Here is a 17573-nt window from a genome sequence, read left to right as displayed (position 1 = left end):
TGACCCGGTGGCCGTGGCGGTGCAGGACCCGGGCGAAGGTCAGGCCGCCCGGGCCGCCCCCGATCACACCGATACGCTGTCTCATGGCGATACACTGTATCGGGCTCCTAGAATGCGAGGCAACAGCGAGGAGCGATCATGACCGTGTGGGACCGGCCGGAGCCGCCGAAACCCCCGACCCCGCTGGACCGGGGCCGGATCATCGCCGCCGCCGTCGCGCTGGCCGACGAGGGCGGCCTGGAGGCGGTGTCGCTACGCAAGGTCGCCGCCCGGCTGGACGTCGGCCCGATGCGGCTGTACGGGTTCATCGCCACCAAGGGCGACCTGCTCGACCTCATGGTCGACGAGGTCTACGCCGAGATCCTCCCCGACCGGCCGCCCGACGGCTGGCGGGAGGCGCTGCGCGTGCACGCCGAGCGCACCCGGCAGGCGGCCCTACGGCACGAATGGCTGGCCGACCTGCTCGGCGGCCGCCCCACCCTCGGCCCGCACGGCCTCGCCGTGACCGAGGCCAGGCTGGCCGCCCTCGACGGCCTCGCCGACGTCGACACCGTCATGTGTGCGGTGGCGACCGTCAGCGCCTACGTCACCGGCGCGATCAGGCGTGAGGTGGCCGACCGGCGGGCCGAGCGCGCCACCGGCCTGTCCAAGCGGGACTGGCAGCGCGCCGCCGGCCCGCACCTGACGAGGATGCTCGCCACCGGCCGGTTCCCGGCACTGACCCGGGCCGTGTACGACGCCACCGACACCGACGCCGAGACGTCCTTCGCGACCGGCCTGGAATGGGTCCTCGACGCGGTGTCCGCCCGACTCGCCGGCCCCCGGGTGTGAGGATGGTGCGATGAGCGACGAGCCGATCGACCGGTGAGCGGGCGGTGGTGCTGCCCCGGGGCGCGGTGTACGTGGTGCCGCGCGGGGTGGCGCACCGGCCGTCGGCTCCGGGCGGGGCGTCGATCCTGCTGTTCGAGCCGTCGGGGACGTCCAACGTGGGGGACCGGCACGAGGAGGTGCCCGCCCACGTGGACGCCACCACCGGGCGCCCGCTCTGAGTCCGCCCCGTCGGGTTGACGGAGGCCGCGGAACGCGGTAAATACTGAAGTACGAGTTGAGCCGACCCGACTCAACTCAAGGACCTTCGGCCCGAGGAAACCGAGGAGGCACCACCATGCTGATGCGTACCGACCCCTTCCGTGAGATCGACCGGCTCGCCGAGCAGCTCCTGGGCACCACGAGCCGACCGGCCGTGATGCACCTCGACGCCTGGCGCGACGGCGACCACTTCCACGCCGCGTTCGACCTGCCCGGGGTGGACCCCGACAGCATCGACTGCACGGTGGAGCGCAACGTGCTGACCGTCCGAGCCCAGCGCCGTCGCCCCACCTCCGACACCGTCGAACTCGTCGCCGCCGAACGACCGATGGGCACCTTCTCCCGGCAGCTCTTCCTCGGCGACACCCTCGACACCGACCGCCTGGAGGCGGCCTACGAACACGGGGTGCTGACGCTGCGCATCCCCATCGCGGAGCGCGCGAAGCCCCGCCGGGTGCCCGTCACCGCCGGCGACGGCCGCCGGCAGCTCACCGCCTGATCCCGCTCCACCTCCCTCCGGCGGGACCGATCGGTCCCGCCGGAGGGAAAGCCCATCAGCGGCAATCCCACCGGGCGCGCCTCACGGTGATTCCCCACCGGGACTGAGAGTCTTTTTCGCATGCCGCGCCCCGACGTCCCCGTCCTGCCCCACGTCCCGACCCGCCCGGCGCTGTCCGGCACACCGGTCGACTTCACCGAGGCGTGGCTGCGCAACCGCCGGCTGTCGGCGCACACCCGCGACGCCTACCGGCGCGACATCGCCGGCTGGCTCACCTGGTGCGCCACCGGCGCCCTGGACCCCCTGCGGGCCAACTTCCTCGACGTCAACGCCTACGCCCGGCACCTGGAGGCCACCCCCGCGGCGCGCAGCGGCCGGCCGCTGACCCCCGCCACCGTCGCCCGCAAGCTCTCCGCCCTGTCCAGCTGGTACGAGTTCCTGGTCAAGCTCCGCGCGGTCGACGGCAACCCGGTCTCCGGCGCCGACCGCCCCCGCGTCGACCGGGACCACTCCGTCACCGTCGGGCTCACCCCGCAGGAGGTCGACGCCCTGCTCGCCGCCGCCGACACCGACACCGGCCCGACAGCCGCCCGCAACCGGGCCGCCATCGCCCTGCTCGCCGACCTCGGACTCCGCGTCGGCGAGCTGGTCTCGCTCGACCTGACCGACCTGGGAGCCGAACGGGGACACCGCAGCGTCCGGTTCGTGGGTAAGGGCGGCAAGCCCCGCCGACGCGCCCTCACCCCCGGCACCGCGTACGCCGTGGACGCCTACCTGGCCGACCGGGCGGCGGCGGCGGGGGTGAGCGTGACCGCGTTGACCGGCCCACTGCTGGCCACCACCACCGGCGGCCGGCTCGACCGGCACGCGGTGTTCCGCCTGGTCCGCCGGCTGGCCGCGACCGCCGGCATCGCCGCGGCGGCGAAACTCTCCCCACACTCCCTGCGGCACGCCTTCGCCACCACCGCCCGCGAGGAGGGGGTGCCCCTGGAAGACGTCCAGGACGCGATGGGCCACGCCGACCCGCGCACCACCCGCCGCTACGACCGCGACCGGCACAACCTCGACCGGGATCCGGCGTACGCCATCTGGGCCGCCCGGGCACGGCGACGCAGCTGAGCGGACCCGTCGCCGCGGTGACCGCCCACCACCGCCCGCCGGCACACCTCAGCCGAGCAGGTCCAGGTGGTGGTGGGCGTCGGCGGAGACGTCCTCGTGCCGCAGCCACCGCCGGGCCCACAACCGGGCCGCCACCTCGGCCTGCTCGTCACCCCACGCGGCGTGCTCGACCAGCAGGGCGGTGGTCAGCGCGTACGCCATCCGCAGGGCCAGCCCCCGCGCGCCGGCCCGCACCGCCACCGCACCCGGGTCGGCGGCGACCTCGGCGAGGGTGTCCCGCAGCTCCCGTACCACCTCGGCGAGGGTGTCGGCCAGCGCCGGCGCGGCCGGTCGGGCCAGGTCCACCGCGCCGGCCAACCGGCGCAGCAGCGGCGTGCCGGCGTCCTCCCGGGCGACCGCGCGCAGCACGTCCACCGCCAGCACGTTGGTGGTGCCCTCCCAGATCGGCAGCACCTGCGCGTCGCGCAGCAGCCTCGGCACACCGGTGTCCTCGACGTAACCGGCCCCGCCGAACGCCTCCACGTACTCGGCGGCCGAGGCCACCGCCAGCCGGCCGGTGGCCAGCTTCGCCAGCGGCGCCACCACCCGCAGCTCGGCGGCGGCCTGCGGATCGGCCCCCACCTCCACCCGGCCGAGCAGCGCGAACGCATGCCCGGCCAGGGCGAACGCGCCCGCCGCGTCGACCGCCAACCCGCCCAGGGTCGCCCGGTGCAGCGGATCGTCGGCCAGCGACCCACCCGCGACCTGCCGGCCCCCGGCGTACGCCCGCGCATACGCCAGGCCCCGCCGCATCCCCGACGCGGCGGCCGAGGCGTTGTGCACCCGGGTCACCACCACCAGGGTCATCGCCCGCACCAGCCCCGGCACCGCCGGATCCCCCAACGGCAGCGCGTACGCGTCCCGCAACCCGATCTCGGCGGTGGGCAGCGCCCGGGTGCCCAGCTTGTCCTTGAGCCGGTGCACCGTGATCCCGGGGGCCGGGGAGTCCGCCGCGGCGGTCACCCCGGCCAGCGGCGAGTCGACGGCGTACCGGGGCACCAGGAACGGGGCGAGCACCCGGCTGCCCCGGCCGGCGCCCTCCGGCCGGGCCAGCGCCACCGCCACCGCCGCGTCGGCGGCCGAACAGAACCACTTCTCCCCGGTCAGCCGCCACGACCCGTCGGCGGCGGGCCGCCCGACGGTGCCGGTGCGGGACAGGTCCGAGCCGCCCTGCGACTCGGTCATCCACTGCCCGCTGACGACCGCCGTGTCCGGGTCGGTGGAGATCAGCCGGGGCAGCCAGGCGTCCCGCACCCCCGCGTCGACCTCCGGGGTGCGCAGCAGGGCGGCGGCGCCGTCGGCCATCGCCACCGGGCAGGAGAAGGTCGCCGACTCCGGCCCGTACAGGTGCAGCAGGGCGTGCTGGACGACCCGGGCCGCCGCCCCCCACGTGCCGCGCGCCGCCTCCAGGTAGGGCAGCGCGACCACGGCGTGCCGGGCGGCGGCGGCGCGCTGCGCCTGCCAGCCGGCGCTGGTGTCGATCCGGTCGACGCGGGCGCCCCACGGGTCGTAGCGGACCAGCGTCGGCGGGTGGGCCTCGGCGTCGGCGTGCGCGGCCCGCAGCGGCCCGACGACGTCGGCGGCCAGCGCGGCCAGCCGCGGCTGCGCGGCGTCGTACCCGGCCGGCCCGAGCTGCCGTCGCAGCCAGGACCGCAGCAGCCGGTCGTCGGCGTACGGGTCGTCGACGTCCGGCACCGGCTGCACGTAGCGGCTCATCCGTCGCTCCTTCACCAGGGGGTGCGCCGACGGTAGACGATCGCCTCCGGTGGCGCGACAGGGGGCGAACCGCCCCCGCGGCACGTCCCCGCCGCCTACCGTCGCAGATGATGGACGTGGAGCAGGCGTGGACCAGACCGGCGCGGCGGCACCGCCCGGTGCGGACCGGCCTGTTCCTGGCCGGCCTCGCCGTCGGGTTGTGCCTGGTCGGGGTGGCCGGGCTGGGGCTGTGGAACGTGCAGGTCGTGATGGGCGCCACCGGCCCGGTGCGGCAGAGCGCCGACGGGTTCTTCCGGGAGCTGTCCGCCGGGCAGGTGGACCAGGCCTACCGGCGGCTGTGCGCGCAGACCCGCGGCCGGTGGAGCGAGGTCGGCTTCGCCGGCTGGGTCCGCACCCCGCCGGTGGTCACCGGCTACGAGATCCTCGACGTGTCGGTGCGGACCAGGGGCGGCCGGCCCGCCGGTGAGGTGAGCGTCCGGGTCGTCCGCGACGGCGGCGCGGCCGAGCAGCGCCGGCTGCCGGTGGTGAAGGAGGACGGCGACTGGCTGGTCTGCGGTGACCCGTACTGAGCGTCAGGCGCGCGGGCCGAGGTCACCGGCGCGGTAGTGCCGCCGGCACAGCACCTGGTAGCGCACCTCGGCGCTGTCCACGGTGTCGCCGATGACGACCTGGGCGCCCTCCCGTACGACCCGCCCGTCGACGACCCGGGCGTTGAGCAGGCCCTCCCGGCCACACCAGCACAGCACCTCCACCTGGATGCGGGCCACCTCGTCGGCCAGCTCGAACAGCCGCCGGGCGGCCGGGAACAGGCAGGACCGGAAGTCGGTGGCCAGGCCGAAGGCGTACACGTCGACGTCGTAGCCGTCGACCAGCTCGGCCATCTGCTCGACGTGCGCCACGTCGTAGAACGACGCCTCGTCGCAGATCAGGTAGTCGATGCGGACCCCCTCGGCCCAGGTGTCGCGGACCAGGGCGCGCAGGTCGAGGGTGTCGGTCACCTCGATCGCCGCGTGGGCCAACCCGATCCGGGTGGTCACCTGCGGCCCCAACGACCGGTCGATGCGGGTGGTGACCAGCCCCCGGCGGCCCTGCCGGGCGTGGTTGTAGTTCATCTGCAACGCCATGGTGGACTTGCCGCAGTCCATCGGCCCCCAGAAGAACTTCAGCGCCGCGGCGTGCAAGGGTCGCCCGTCGACCCCCCGCGCGGCGGCGCAGCCGGTGCGCCCGTCGTCCGGGCCCGGGAGCGGGCGGGCCAGGCAGGAGGGGAGGGCAGCGGCGTCGTCGGTCACGTCGGGGCAGCCTAGCCCATCGACACACGACGATCGGGTCGATGGGCTGTCCGCCGGTCAGAGCACCCGGGGCGGGGTGTTGCCGGCCGCCAGGATCGCCCGCCGCATCGGCACCGCGGCCAGCAACGCGAACCCCACCACAAAGAAGATCAACAGCGACACCAGGCCCACCCGGTACGAGGAGGTGAGCTGGAAGACCAACCCGAACGCCAACGGGCCGAGCCAACTGGTGCCCTTGTCGCTGATCTCGTAGAACCCGTAGTACTCACCCTCCCGGCCGGCCGGGATGAGCTGGCTGAACAGCGACCGGCTCAACGCCTGACTGCCGCCGAGGACCAGACCGATCGCCCCACCGAGGATCATGAACGGCACCGGCGCCTCCGCGGGCAACCGGAACGCCCCCAGGATCACCCCGGTCCACAGCACCAGCGACAGCAGCACCGTCTTCCACGCCCCGATCCGCCGGGCCAACGCCCCCAACCCCAACGCGCCGCCGAAGGCGAGGAACTGCACCAGCAGGATCGTCACGATCAGGGTGCTCTGCCCCAGCCGCAGCTCCTCGGTGCCGTACTGGCTGGCCAGCGTGATCACCGTCTGGATGCCGTCGTTGTAGACCAGGAACGCCAGCAGGAAGAACAGCGTCAACGGATACGCCTTGACCTCCCGCAACGTCCGACCGAGCTGCCGGAACCCGTCGGTGAGCACGTTGCGGCCCCCACCCCGCAACGCCTCGGCGGTGGGATGCTCCCGCAGCCACCGCAACGGCACCAGGGTGAACGCCGCCCACCACACCCCGGCCGACACGATCGACCAGCGGGCCAGGTCCAGGGTGCGCTGCGGGTCGTCGTCCTCGCTGAGCAGCGTCACCGCCACCAGGTTCAACGCCAGCAGCAGGCCGCCGCCGAGATAACCGATCGCCCAGCCCCGGCTGGACACGGCATCACGTTCGTCCGGGCCGGCGAGCTGCGGCAGGAACGAGTTGTACACCACCACCGCCGCACCGAAGGCGATGTTGGCGACCAGGAACAACGCACCACCGAGCAGGTACCGCTCCCCGGTGACCAGCGCCATCGCGATGGTCGCCCCCGCCCCGGTGAACGCCGCCCCGGCCAGTAACCGCTTCTTGTGCACCGTCCGGTCGGCGATCGCCCCGACCACCGGCAACACGAACACCGTCAGGAACACCGACAGCGAGATCAGGTACGGGTAGTAGGACCCGGCGGCGACCCGGATGCCCAGCGGGTGCACGTACCCGTCACAGGTGTCCGCACCGAGTTCGCAACCCGCCGCCAACTCGGTGACGGTGGTGAGGAACGGACCGAGGAACACCGTGATCACGGTGGTCTGGAAGGCCGAGTTGGCCCAGTCGTACAGGTACCAGCCACGCCGCTCCCGGCGCAGGCCCGCCGGGGCGTCGACGACGGTGGGGGTGGTGACCGGATCGGCCATCGTGGTCCTCGGGGCTCAGGCGGCCCAGTGGCCGCGGCTGCGGTAGACGTCGCGCAGCACGCCGACGTGATCGGTCATGATGCCATCCACACCCCGATCCAGTAAGTCGTGCATCTGGGCAGGTTCGTCGATCGTCCAGACATGCACCTGCAACCCCAGCCGGTGGCAGTAGGCCAGGAACCGGCGGTCGACCACCGGCACCCGCCCGTAGCGCGGCGGCACCTGCGCGGCCACCACCGACGGCGGCAACCGCACCGGCCGCCCGTGCCGCGACGCCAGCCACAGCCGGGCCACCCCCCGCGCGCCCAGGCCGGTGGCGACCCGCCCGCCGGTGGCCGCCCGCAGCCGGGCCAGCCGGGCGTCGCTGAACGACGCCAGCAGCACCCGGTCGACCGCGCCGGCCCGGGTCACCGCCGTGACCGCCGGGGCGACCCCGCCGTCGGCCTTCACGTCGATGTTGAACCGGACCTGCGGCCAGCCGGCCAGCACCTCGTCGAGCCGGGGTACGGCCGCCGCGCCGCCGACCCGTACCGACGCCAGGTCGGCCCACCGCAGGTCGGCGATGCGCCGCCGCTCACCGGTGACCCGGCGCAGGGTGGCGTCGTGGAAGACCACACACACCCCGTCGGCGGTGCCGTGCACGTCGGTCTCCACGTACCGGTACCCGAGGTCGACGGCCCGGCCGAACGCGGCGACGGTGTTCTCGTCGCCGTCGGCAGCCCCACCCCGGTGGGCGAAGGCCAGCGGGGTGGGGGCGTCCAGATAGCCGGGACGGGTCACCACGCAGCGCAGTATGCCCGCCCCCGGTGACCGGCGGGTGGCCGACCGGCGACGGCGACCCCCGTCCGACGCGGCGCGGCGCGGGCGCCGTGCCCGCCGGTCAGGCCGAAAAGTGGCGGCGGTGGACCCGGCTGGTGTCCACCGGACGCCCCGGGTCCAGGCGCCGGGGCCGGTCGGGCTCGTCGGGGCGCAGCGGCACCAGGGTGTCGGTGATCGCGTCGACGATCCGGTCGGTGCCCCGGCGGGCCGCGCCCGGCGCGGCGGGGGAGAGGTCACCCAGGTCCAGCGGCGCCCCGAAGCGGACCCGGATCACCGGGCGGCGCAGCAGCGCCCGGCCCAGCCAGCGCAGCATCCCCCGGGGCGCCCGGTAGGGCAGCACCTCGTGCGACCCCCACTGGGCGACCGGCACCACCGGCGCACCGCAGGCCATCGCGAGCCGGGCCGTCCCGGTCTTGCCGCGCTCGGGCCACATGCCGGGGTCCAACCCGATCCGTCCCTCCGGGTAGACCAGCACCACCGAACCGGCGGTGACCGCGGCGGCGGCGTCGTCGAGCGCCCGGCGTACGCCACTGGTGCCCCGGTCGACCCGCAGATGCCCGGCGTAGCGCATCAGCGCGCCGAGCCCGGGGGTGCGGAACAGCCCTCCGGTGGCCATGAAGCGGGGCGCCATGCCCCGGGCCCGGCAGGCGGCGCCCAGCACGATGGGGTCGAAGGGGCTGATGTGGTTGGCGGCCAGGATCAGCGGCCCCCGGCGCAGGTGCGCGGGGACGTCCCCGCTGACCTCCAGTCGGGCCACCAGGGCGACGACCAGCCGGGCGAGGAGTTGGGCGGCACGCCAGAACCGTGGGGGCTGCCAGCCGGGGCGCGGGGTGTCCATCAGTCGCCGATGGTCGCACGGGCGGGGGACGGGTCGGATCCCGGGTCGGGCGGCCCGGGGTGATCAGGGTCATTGGTCCCGGGCCGGATCGGGCCTCCCGGCCCTGCCCACCGCCCTACGACGCGCAGTAGTATTTACTACGTCTCGTAGTATTCACGGCAGGGGGATCCCGGTGGACGCGTTGGACGTCGCCCGCTGGCAGTTCGGTGTCACCACCGTCTACCACTTTCTCTTCGTACCACTGACCATCGGACTCTCCGTCCTGGTCGCCATCCTCCAGACCCGGTGGCACCGCACCGGCGACGAGAAATACCTCAAACTCACCAAGTTCTACGGCAAACTCTTCCTGATCAACTTCGCCATGGGCGTCGTCACCGGCATCGTGCAGGAATTCCAATTCGGCATGAACTGGTCCGACTACTCCCGCTTCGTCGGCGACATCTTCGGCGCACCCCTGGCCATCGAAGCCCTCGTCGCCTTCTTCCTCGAATCCACCTTCATCGGCCTGTGGATCTTCGGCTGGGACCGGCTCCCCAGACGCCTGCACCTCGCCAGCATCTGGGCCGCCGCCATCGGCACCAACCTGTCCGCCTACTTCATCCTCGCCGCCAACTCGTTCATGCAGAACCCCGTCGGCTACCGCTTCAACCCCGACACCGGACGCGCCGAACTCACCGACTTCCTCGCCGTCCTCACCAACAAGGTCGCCCTCATCACCTTCCCGCACACCCTCGCCGGCGCCTTCCTCGTCGCCGGCTCCCTCGTCACCACCGTCGGCCTCTGGCACCTCATGCGCCACCGCACCAGCCCCGACACCGACGCCTACCGCCACGCCACCCGCTTCGGCGCCTGGGTCGTGCTCATCTCCGCCACCCTCGTCGTCCTCACCGGCGACATCCAAGGCAAGATCATGACCCAGGTACAGCCCATGAAGATGGCCGCCGCCGAAGGCCTCTACACCACCGAGAGCCCCGCCTCGTTCTCCGTACTCACCATCGGCAGCCTCGACGGCAGCCGCGAGATCTTCGCCCTCAAAATCCCCTACCTGCTGTCCTACCTCGGCACCGGCGACCCCAACGGCACCGTCCACGGCATCGACGACCTCCAGGCCCAGTACGCCAGCCAGTACGGCCCCGGCAGCTACACCCCGATCATCCCGGTCACCTACTGGAGCTTCCGCTTCATGATCGGCTTCGGACTCGCCGCCGCCGCCATCGCCCTGCTCATCCTCTGGACCCAACGCAAGGGCCGCACCCCCACCAGCAGATGGCTGCTCCGCGCCGGCCTGGTCATGCCCGCACTACCCCTGCTCGCCAACTCCTTCGGCTGGATCTTCACCGAAATGGGTCGCCAACCCTGGATCGTCTTCGGCGAAATGCTCACCCGCGACGGCGTCTCCCGCACCGTCTCCCGCACCGAAGTCCTCACCTCCTTCACCGCCTTCACCCTCATCTACGCCATCCTCGCCGTCATCGAACTCAAACTCCTCGTCCGCTACGCCCGCGCCGGCCTACCCGACGTCACCCCCACCCCCGACGACACCGACGACGACGCCGAGCGCCCGCTCGCCTTCGCCTACTGATCCCCGGAGCCCCCCGTGGAACTGACCACCATCTGGTTTCTCCTCGTCGCCGTGCTCTTCACCGGCTACTTCATCCTCGAAGGCTTCGACTTCGGCGTCGGCATGCTGCTCCCCGTCCTCGGCCGCGACGACCGCCAACGCCGCGTCCTCATCAACACCATCGGCCCCGTCTGGGACGGCAACGAGGTCTGGCTCATCACCGCCGGCGGCGCCATGTTCGCCGCCTTCCCCGAGTGGTACGCCACCCTCTTCTCCGGCTTCTACCTGCCCCTGCTACTCATCCTGCTCGCCCTCATCGCCCGCGGCGTCGCCTTCGAATACCGCCACAAGCGCCCCGAAGCCTCCTGGAAACGCCGCTGGGACCACGCCATCTTCTGGGGCTCCGCCATCCCCGCCGTACTCTGGGGCGTCGCCTTCGCCAACATCTTCCGCGGCGTACCACTCGACGCCGACCACGAATACGTCGGCGGCCTGCTCGACCTCCTGAACCCCTACGCCCTGCTCGGCGGCCTCACCACCCTCGGCCTGTTCCTCACCCACGGCGCCGTCTTCCTTGCTCTCAAGACCACCGGCGACATCCGCCACCGCGCCGGCACCCTCGCCGTCCGCATCGGCGCCGGCACCGCCGTCGTCGCCGTCGCCTTCCTCACCTGGACCCTCACCATCCGCGCCAACCCCGCCGCCATCACCCTCGCCGCCGGCGCCGCCCTCGCCCTGCTCGGCGCACTCGCCGCCGCCCGGGCACGCCGCGAAGGCTGGGCCTTCACCGGCACCGCCCTGGCCATCGCCCTCGCCGTCGCCACCCTGTTCACCGCCCTGTTCCCCAACGTCATGCCCTCGACCCTGGACCCCACCGGCACCCTCACCGCCACCAACGCCGCCTCCACCCCCTACACCCTGAAAATCATGACCTGGGTCGCCGTCGTCTTCACCCCGATCGTCCTCGCCTACCAAGGTTGGACCTACTGGGTGTTCCGCAAGCGAATCGGGGTACAGAACATCCCGCAACACTGAAAGACGCGCGAGGGGCGCGGGGACGCGGGGCCGGAGCGAGGGGGTCGCACCGGCCCCGCAACGCGCCCCACCCAAACCGATCGCCGCCACCCCCACCCACCGCTATCGTCGCCGCATGCACGACGCCCCCCACGTCCGGGAACTCACCGACGACGACGCCACCACCGCCTGGCACCTCGGCCGCACCACCTTCGGCTCCGACCCCCAACCCCCACCCGACGACACCACCGCCACCCCCGGCACCACCCGCTACGGCGCCTTCGACCACACCGGCCGCCTCATCGGCAAAGCCCTCGACCTCCACCACCACCAGTGGTGGGACGGCCGCACCGTCGCCGCCGCCGACATCGCCAGCGTCGCCGTCGCCCCCGAAACCCGCGGCCGGGGCATCGCCCGTGCCCTGCTCACCACCCTCCTCCGCGGCGCACACGACCGGGGCGCCGCCATCAGCGCGCTCTTCCCCACCGTCGCCGCCCCCTACCGCACCTGCGGCTGGGAAACCGCCGGCAGCCTCCGCACCGTCGCGCTACCCACCGCCCTGCTCACCCGGCACCGCCCCGCCCCCCACCTCACCATCCGCCCCGGCACCGCCGCCGACCTCACCGCCGTCGACGACCTGCACACCGCCACCACCCGCCACCGCCGCGGCCTACTCGCCCGCAGCGGACCCCTGCACCAACACCGCCGCACCCGCCACACCACCGACGACACCCTGCCCCACGACGGCCTCACCCTCGTCGAACACCACGGCCACCTGGTCGGCTACGCCGGCTGGGACCGCCGCCACGGCTACGGCGACCAGGGCACCCTCACCGTCGAAGACCTCGCCGCCAGCACCGCCGATGCCGCCCGCGCCCTCGTCGGCACGCTCGCCAGCTGGCACAGCGTCGCCCCGACCCTGCGCCTCACCCTGCTCCCCGGCGACCCCCTCATCCCGCACCTGCCGGTCGAGAAGGCCCGCGAGCACGAACAGGACACCTGGATGCACCGCCCCGTCGACGTCACCCGCGCCGTCCGCGACCGCGGCTGGCCGGCACACCTGAACGGCACCACCACCTTCACCCTCGACGACCCCCTCGCCGACTGGAACACCGGCACCTGGCACCTGGAAGTCGCCAACGGCAGCGCCGAACTGCGCCGCACCACCACCCCTGCCGACCTGCACCTCACCGTCCGCGGCTTCGCCCTGCTCTACACCGGCGCCGCCACCGCCCGCACCGTCGCCCAGGCCGGCCTGCTGCACCACCCCGCCGGCACCGACCCCGCCCCCCTCGACCTGCTCGCCGCCGGCGGACCAGCCCAACTCGGCGACTACTTCTGACCACCCACCCGGCACACCGGCGGGGACCGCCGACCCGCGCACCCCGCCGGCACCACGACGACCCCCACCAGACCCGGGACTCAGCGCGCCTCGCGCAACTCCGCCAGCCGCGCCTCGATCTCCGCCAACTCGGCCCGCAGCTTCTCCGCCTGCTGCTCCGCCTCCGACCGCTCCGCCGACAGGATCTGCTCCACCGCCTCCTGCACCCCCGGCACGTCCACCAACGCCACCATCCGCAACGCCTCCGCCGGCTTCACCACGTACGGCTTCGCCAACGCCTTCGCACCCTGCTGCGCCGCCACCGTCCACTCACCGTCGGCATACGCCAACGTCACCGTCAACCCCGCCGGCCCCTTCGGCTTCGCCACCTTCGCCGGCCGACGCGCCGCCGGCTTCTCCACCGCCGCCACCGGCTCCACCCTCGGCTCCTCCCGACGCGGCCCCGGCACCCGGGGCGTGTCCAACACGAACGCCGGCTCCGGCGTCGCCGGCTCCACCGGCTCCGCCGCCGGCTCCGACTTCGCCTCTGCCACCCGACGACCCGCCCCGCGCGGCGCCACCGCCACGTCGGCGGGGGAGAAGGGCAACTCGTCGCGGCCGAACCGCACCACCACAAACTCGTCGGACACCGCCGGATCGGTCAGCTCCACCACCTGACCCACCTGACCGGCGACCTGCCCCGCCGACGCGGTGAACACCACCTTCGGCTTCCGCCCCGCCGCCAACGCCTCCCGGATGCCCCGCACCTCGTCATCGGACAAACCCTGGTCCGCCATCACAGCCCTCTTTCGTACACGTGTTTGATCCTGCCTTGATACCAGCCCACCACGACAACCGGAAGATCAGCCCCCGAGAACCCGCAACGCCTCGTCGGCGTGCTCGTTCATCCCCAACTCGCTGTGCACCACCGCCAGCACCCGCCGGTCGACCCCGATCACGAACGTCATCCGCCGGGTGCTCAACGGACCCAACGGCAACCGCCGCCGCACCCCGAATGCCTGCGCCACCACACCGTCCACATCCGACAACAGCGGATAGTCGAACCCGTGCATCCGGGAGAACTCCGCCTGCTTCGCCACCGGATCCCGGCTGATCCCCACCCGCTGCGCACCCACCGCCGCGAACTCCGCCGCCAGATCCCGGAAATGACAACTCTCCGCCGTGCACCCACGGGTCATCGCCGCCGGATAGAAGAACAACACCACCGGCCCCGCCGCCACCAACTCCGACAACCGCCGCGGCGCACCCGTCTGGTCCGGCAGCTCGAAATCCGCCACCAGGTCACCGACATTCACACCCACCACGCACCTCCACCAGTTGCGGTACCGACGCCGACCGACGCGCGGTGAGCGTAAGCGATCACCCCCGCACCCCACCGTGGCCACCCGACCGACGCGCGGACGATACCGTCGACACCCGCCGCACACCGGGCGGTCACCAGCACACCAGGGGAGCAGGGCATTGAATCCGGTCACCGTCATCACCGGCGGCAGCCGAGGCATCGGCGCCGCCACCGCCCGACGACTCGCCGCCGACGGCCACCACCTCGCCATCGGCTACCGCCGCGACCACGCCGCCGCCGCGGCCGTCGTCGCCGACATCCACCGCCTCGGCCGCCGCGCCGTCGCCGTCCCCGCCGACACCACCGACCCGGCCCAGGTCGACCGCCTCTTCACCGCCGCCGCCGACCTCGGCCCCCTCACCGCCCTGGTCAACAACGCCGGCGTCACCAGCCCGATCGGCCCCTTCACCGACCTGCGCCCCGACGACCTGCGCCGGGTCGTCGACGTCAACCTCATCGGGTACGTCCTCTGCGCCCAGCAGGCGGCCCGCCTCCTCACCCGGGGCGGCGCCATCGTCAACATCTCCTCGGCCGCCGCCACCCTCGGCAGCCCGGGGGAGTACGTCCACTACGCCGCCGTCAAGGCCGCCACCGACACCCTCACCCTCGGCCTGGCCAAGGAGCTCGCCCCCCGCGGCATCCGGGTCAACGCCGTCGCCCCGGGCATCATCCGCACCGACATCCACGCCACCTCCGGCGTACCCGACCGCGCCGACACCGCAGCCGCCCGGATCCCGCTCGGCCGGGCCGGCGAACCCGACGAGGTCGCCGGCGCCGTCGCCTGGCTGCTCGGCCCCGACGCCACCTACACCACCGGCACCGTGCTGCGGGTGGCCGGCGGTCTGTAGGGCGGCGACCCCGGGGTCGGCGGCGCACCGCGCTGCACACCACCTCCGGCCAGATTCGATAATGCACATTATGTAAAGTTGACCGGAGTGGGGCCTCCTCCGGCGGCCCGCACCACCCCGGGCGACCGCAGTCGGCGTCGATGCCGGTGACCCGCTCCGGGAGCCCCCGCGTCAGCGCGGTCCCGCGTCCCCGCCGTGCTGCGCCGGTCGCCCTCGGTGCTTCCGAAGCCGATCAGCGCTGCGGAGTCGTACCCGCGAATCCCGGACGACGGTCGGACGCCGCAGCCTTCCCGGCCGCCGACACCGAGGCGGTGCGCGGACCGCCGACGGGAGCATCCCCCGGACCGTCGGGCACCACCCCGGGCGGCGCGGCACCGTCCCGGCCGGAGCGGCACCGACCGGGACGCGAGCGGTGCCGCGCCCCGGCCCGCAGCTACCCGGGGAACGTCCGGCAGGTGCGGGCCGGGCACCGCGGTACGCCACTCCCCTCCGCTGGCCACCAACCCGAAAAGGCTGCATAATATCACTTATGCATGACAAACAGGACGAATCGGTTGGACGGCTCATCGAGGAGTTCCTGACCGCGCGGGCCACCCGCAAACCGTCCCCGCACACCCAGGAGGCGTACCGGCGGGACCTGCACACCGTCGCGGCGCTGGCGGGTGCGCAGGTCGACCCGGCCCGGTCCCCCGACGAGCTGATGATCTCCGACCTCTCCCCCAGGCTGATGCGGGCGGCGTTCGCCCGGTTCGCTGCCACCCGCGCCGCGGCGTCGGTGCACCGGGCCTGGTCGAGCTGGAACGGGTTCTTCTCGTTCCTGGTGGCCGAGCAGGTGGTGGCCGGCAACCCGATGCCGGCGGTGGGCCGTCCCCGCACCCCGCTCCCCCAGCCCAAGCCGCTGCGGGGCGAGGACACCCCGGAGGTGCTGCTCGCGTCGGTGTCGCAGAAGGACGGCCGGCAGCGTGACCCGTGGCCGGAGCGGGACGTCGCGGTGCTGGCGTTGGCGTTGTGTGCGGGACTGCGCCTGGCGGAGCTGCTGGCGTTGCGGGTGTCGTCGGTGTCGGGGCGGGCCGGCGAGCGCCGGGTGGCGGTCGCCGGCAAGGGCGGTCGGCCGAGGGTGGTTCCGGTGGAGCCGGAGTTGGACGAGGTGGTGTCGGCCTACCTGGACAGTAGGCGACGGCGGTTCGGGGCGCGCAGCGTACGTCCGGACGGGGTGTTGCTGGTGGACCGCCGTGGTGAGCCGTTGCGGCGGGGAGGTTTGCAGTACCTGGTGGACTCCTGTTACCGGCGGGCGGGGATCACCGACCGGGTGCCGGCGGGTGCCCGGTTGCACGCGTTGCGCCACACGTTCGCCACCCGGTTGGCCGAGGAGGGGGCGGGTGCGGCCGAGATCATGCGGTTGCTGGGGCACGCGTCGTTGGCGTCGTCGCAGACGTACATCGAGGTGACGGCGGGTCAGCAGCGGGCGGCGGTGCGGTCGAACCGGACGAACCGGGTGTTGGTGGGATTGGTGTCGGGGGGTCGGCTCGACTGAGTGGTCGTCGGCGGGTGCGGGGGCGTGTCGGCCGGGCGGGGGTGGCCGTGGGTGTGCAATGGTGGGGGTGGACGCGACTGGCGGCACGGGGATGGATCCACCATCGGGGAGCTCGTCGCGGGGGTCGACCGCCTGGGCCTCCGTGGTCGAGGTGAGCCATGTCTGTTCCTCTTCTTCCTCCTCCCCCTCGTCCGGTGGTGCCCGGTTGTTGCCGGGTGGGCCGGTGGCGGAGCGGATTCTCGCCGAGGTCACCGCGGAGGTGGCGGCGTTGCGCGCGGTCGGGGTGGTGCCGACGCTCGCGACGGTGCTGGTGGGTGACGACGACGCCAGCGTGGGGTACATCCGGATCAAGTCCCGGCAGGCGGCGGAGCTGGGTTTCGCGTCGCCGCACGTGCGGCTGCCCGGGTCGGCGACGCAGGCCGATCTGCACCGGGTGTTGCGGGATTTCAACGACGACGCCGGGGTGCACGCGGTGCTGGTGCAGCATCCGGTTCCGGGGCACCTGGACTACGACCGGGCGTTGGCGGAGTTGGATCCGGATTCCGACGTGGACGGAATGCATCCGGTGAACATGGGTCGGTTGGCGTTGGGGCTGCCGGGGCCGTTGCCGTGTACGCCGGCGGGGATCGAGGCGTTGCTGGCGTTCCACGGGGTGCCGGTGGCGGGTCGGGAGGTGGTGGTGCTCGGTCGGGGGGCGACGTTGGGTCGTCCGTTGGCGATGTTGTTGGCGCAGAAGCGGCCGACGGCGAACGCGGCGGTGACGGTGGTGCACACCGGGGTGGCGGACTGGCCCCGGTACACGCGGCGGGCGGAGATCCTGGTGGCGGCGGCGGGGGTGCCGGGGATCGTGCGGCCGGAGCATGTGCGGCCGGGTGCGGTGGTGGTCGGTGGTGGGGTGCGGTACGCGGGTCGCCGGTTGTTGCCGGACGTGGACGAGTCGTGTGCGGCGGTGGCGGGGGCGATCACCCCTCGGGTGGGTGGGGTGGGTCCGACGACGGTGGCGATGTTGTTCCGCAACGCGGTGCGGGCGGCGCAGCGGGCGGTGGGGCGGGGTTGAGTGTGGGGCCGGGTGTGG

Annotated in this window: 18 protein-coding genes, 1 pseudogene and 1 riboswitch; of the genes and pseudogenes, 11 read left to right on the top strand and 8 right to left on the bottom strand. The window is 73.5% G+C overall.

Translation table 11 applies throughout. The features are described 5' to 3' along the window. Positions 1-13: 13 nt before the first annotated feature. A pseudogene (locus GA0070623_RS30755) lies at positions 14-85 on the bottom strand (hypothetical protein); the annotation flags it as partial. 53 nt (positions 86-138) lie between these two features. Between GA0070623_RS30755 and GA0070623_RS03620 the strand changes: the two are divergent. The 4 genes from GA0070623_RS03620 to GA0070623_RS03605 all read left to right on the top strand — a co-directional run bounded on the left by GA0070623_RS03620 (position 139) and on the right by GA0070623_RS03605 (position 2707). Continuing rightward, on the top strand, positions 139-831 hold the full coding sequence (locus GA0070623_RS03620) for a TetR/AcrR family transcriptional regulator (RefSeq protein WP_067308715.1): 693 nt from the start codon (positions 139-141) through the stop codon (positions 829-831). 44 nt (positions 832-875) lie between these two features. Further along, complete coding sequence (locus GA0070623_RS03615) at positions 876-1049, top strand: cupin domain-containing protein (protein WP_197700042.1); 174 nt, start codon at positions 876-878, stop codon at positions 1047-1049. Between the two features lie 116 nt (positions 1050-1165). Next, positions 1166-1588, top strand: a complete 423-nt coding sequence (locus GA0070623_RS03610; RefSeq protein ID WP_067308712.1) for an Hsp20/alpha crystallin family protein — start codon at positions 1166-1168, stop codon at positions 1586-1588. Positions 1589-1708: 120 nt separating this feature from the next. Further along, on the top strand, positions 1709-2707 hold the full coding sequence (locus GA0070623_RS03605) for a tyrosine-type recombinase/integrase (protein ID WP_067308709.1): 999 nt from the start codon (positions 1709-1711) through the stop codon (positions 2705-2707). 48 nt (positions 2708-2755) lie between these two features. On the opposite strand, the gene GA0070623_RS03600 is transcribed toward GA0070623_RS03605, so the two are convergent. Then, a complete protein-coding gene (locus GA0070623_RS03600; RefSeq protein WP_067308705.1) occupies positions 2756-4462 on the bottom strand; it encodes an acyl-CoA dehydrogenase family protein in 1707 nt (568 codons plus the stop codon). 107 nt (positions 4463-4569) lie between these two features. On the opposite strand from GA0070623_RS03600, the gene GA0070623_RS03595 reads away from it, so the two are divergent. Further along, positions 4570-5031: an Rv0361 family membrane protein gene (locus tag GA0070623_RS03595; RefSeq protein ID WP_407937962.1), complete on the top strand. Its 462-nt coding sequence runs from the start codon at positions 4570-4572 to the stop codon at positions 5029-5031. Between the two features lie 3 nt (positions 5032-5034). On the opposite strand, the gene GA0070623_RS03590 is transcribed toward GA0070623_RS03595, so the two are convergent. The 4 genes from GA0070623_RS03590 to GA0070623_RS03575 all read right to left on the bottom strand — a co-directional run bounded on the left by GA0070623_RS03590 (position 5035) and on the right by GA0070623_RS03575 (position 8857). Then, positions 5035-5751: a thymidine kinase gene (locus GA0070623_RS03590; protein ID WP_067308702.1), complete on the bottom strand. Its 717-nt coding sequence runs from the start codon at positions 5749-5751 to the stop codon at positions 5035-5037. A gap of 57 nt (positions 5752-5808) precedes the next feature. Further along, positions 5809-7200 (bottom strand): MFS transporter, encoded by a 1392-nt coding sequence (locus GA0070623_RS03585; RefSeq protein ID WP_067308699.1) that lies wholly within the window; start codon positions 7198-7200, stop codon positions 5809-5811. A gap of 15 nt (positions 7201-7215) precedes the next feature. Then, positions 7216-7983 carry a glycerophosphodiester phosphodiesterase gene (locus tag GA0070623_RS03580; protein WP_067308695.1) on the bottom strand — a complete coding sequence of 256 codons (768 nt, stop codon included), beginning with the start codon at positions 7981-7983 and terminating at the stop codon, positions 7216-7218. Between the two features lie 97 nt (positions 7984-8080). Then, complete coding sequence (locus GA0070623_RS03575; RefSeq protein ID WP_067308692.1) at positions 8081-8857, bottom strand: lysophospholipid acyltransferase family protein; 777 nt, start codon at positions 8855-8857, stop codon at positions 8081-8083. Between the two features lie 172 nt (positions 8858-9029). Here GA0070623_RS03575 and GA0070623_RS03570 point away from each other — a divergent pair, with 172 nt between their 5' ends. From GA0070623_RS03570 to GA0070623_RS31335, 3 genes are all read left to right on the top strand, one after another. After that, positions 9030-10439 (top strand): cytochrome ubiquinol oxidase subunit I, encoded by a 1410-nt coding sequence (locus GA0070623_RS03570; RefSeq protein WP_067308689.1) that lies wholly within the window; start codon positions 9030-9032, stop codon positions 10437-10439. 15 nt (positions 10440-10454) lie between these two features. Then, a complete protein-coding gene (gene cydB / locus GA0070623_RS03565) occupies positions 10455-11453 on the top strand; it encodes a cytochrome d ubiquinol oxidase subunit II (protein WP_067308687.1) in 999 nt (332 codons plus the stop codon). A gap of 115 nt (positions 11454-11568) precedes the next feature. Continuing rightward, on the top strand, positions 11569-12774 hold the full coding sequence (locus GA0070623_RS31335) for a GNAT family N-acetyltransferase (protein WP_089003895.1): 1206 nt from the start codon (positions 11569-11571) through the stop codon (positions 12772-12774). 80 nt (positions 12775-12854) lie between these two features. Here the strand turns inward: GA0070623_RS31335 and GA0070623_RS03555 are convergent, their stop codons facing one another. Then, a complete protein-coding gene (locus tag GA0070623_RS03555) occupies positions 12855-13550 on the bottom strand; it encodes a hypothetical protein (protein ID WP_067315362.1) in 696 nt (231 codons plus the stop codon). Positions 13551-13616: 66 nt separating this feature from the next. Then, positions 13617-14078 (bottom strand): peroxiredoxin, encoded by a 462-nt coding sequence (locus tag GA0070623_RS03550; RefSeq protein ID WP_084261633.1) that lies wholly within the window; start codon positions 14076-14078, stop codon positions 13617-13619. Positions 14079-14235: 157 nt separating this feature from the next. Here GA0070623_RS03550 and GA0070623_RS03545 point away from each other — a divergent pair, with 157 nt between their 5' ends. From GA0070623_RS03545 to GA0070623_RS03535, 3 genes are all read left to right on the top strand, one after another. Continuing rightward, positions 14236-14964 (top strand): SDR family NAD(P)-dependent oxidoreductase, encoded by a 729-nt coding sequence (locus GA0070623_RS03545; RefSeq protein WP_067315360.1) that lies wholly within the window; start codon positions 14236-14238, stop codon positions 14962-14964. A gap of 529 nt (positions 14965-15493) precedes the next feature. Continuing rightward, positions 15494-16498 carry a tyrosine-type recombinase/integrase gene (locus GA0070623_RS03540; RefSeq protein WP_067315359.1) on the top strand — a complete coding sequence of 335 codons (1005 nt, stop codon included), beginning with the start codon at positions 15494-15496 and terminating at the stop codon, positions 16496-16498. A gap of 68 nt (positions 16499-16566) precedes the next feature. Beyond that, positions 16567-16643: riboswitch (ZMP/ZTP riboswitch) on the top strand. A gap of 6 nt (positions 16644-16649) precedes the next feature. Next, a complete protein-coding gene (locus tag GA0070623_RS03535) occupies positions 16650-17555 on the top strand; it encodes a bifunctional 5,10-methylenetetrahydrofolate dehydrogenase/5,10-methenyltetrahydrofolate cyclohydrolase (protein WP_231932643.1) in 906 nt (301 codons plus the stop codon). The last annotated feature ends 18 nt before the right edge of the window (positions 17556-17573 follow it).

This window comes from Micromonospora rifamycinica (assembly GCF_900090265.1).
GTDB classification, from domain to species: domain Bacteria; phylum Actinomycetota; class Actinomycetes; order Mycobacteriales; family Micromonosporaceae; genus Micromonospora; species Micromonospora rifamycinica.
The sequence above is the reverse complement of the archived record's forward strand: the minus strand, read 5'-3'. Positions and strand labels throughout refer to the sequence as shown.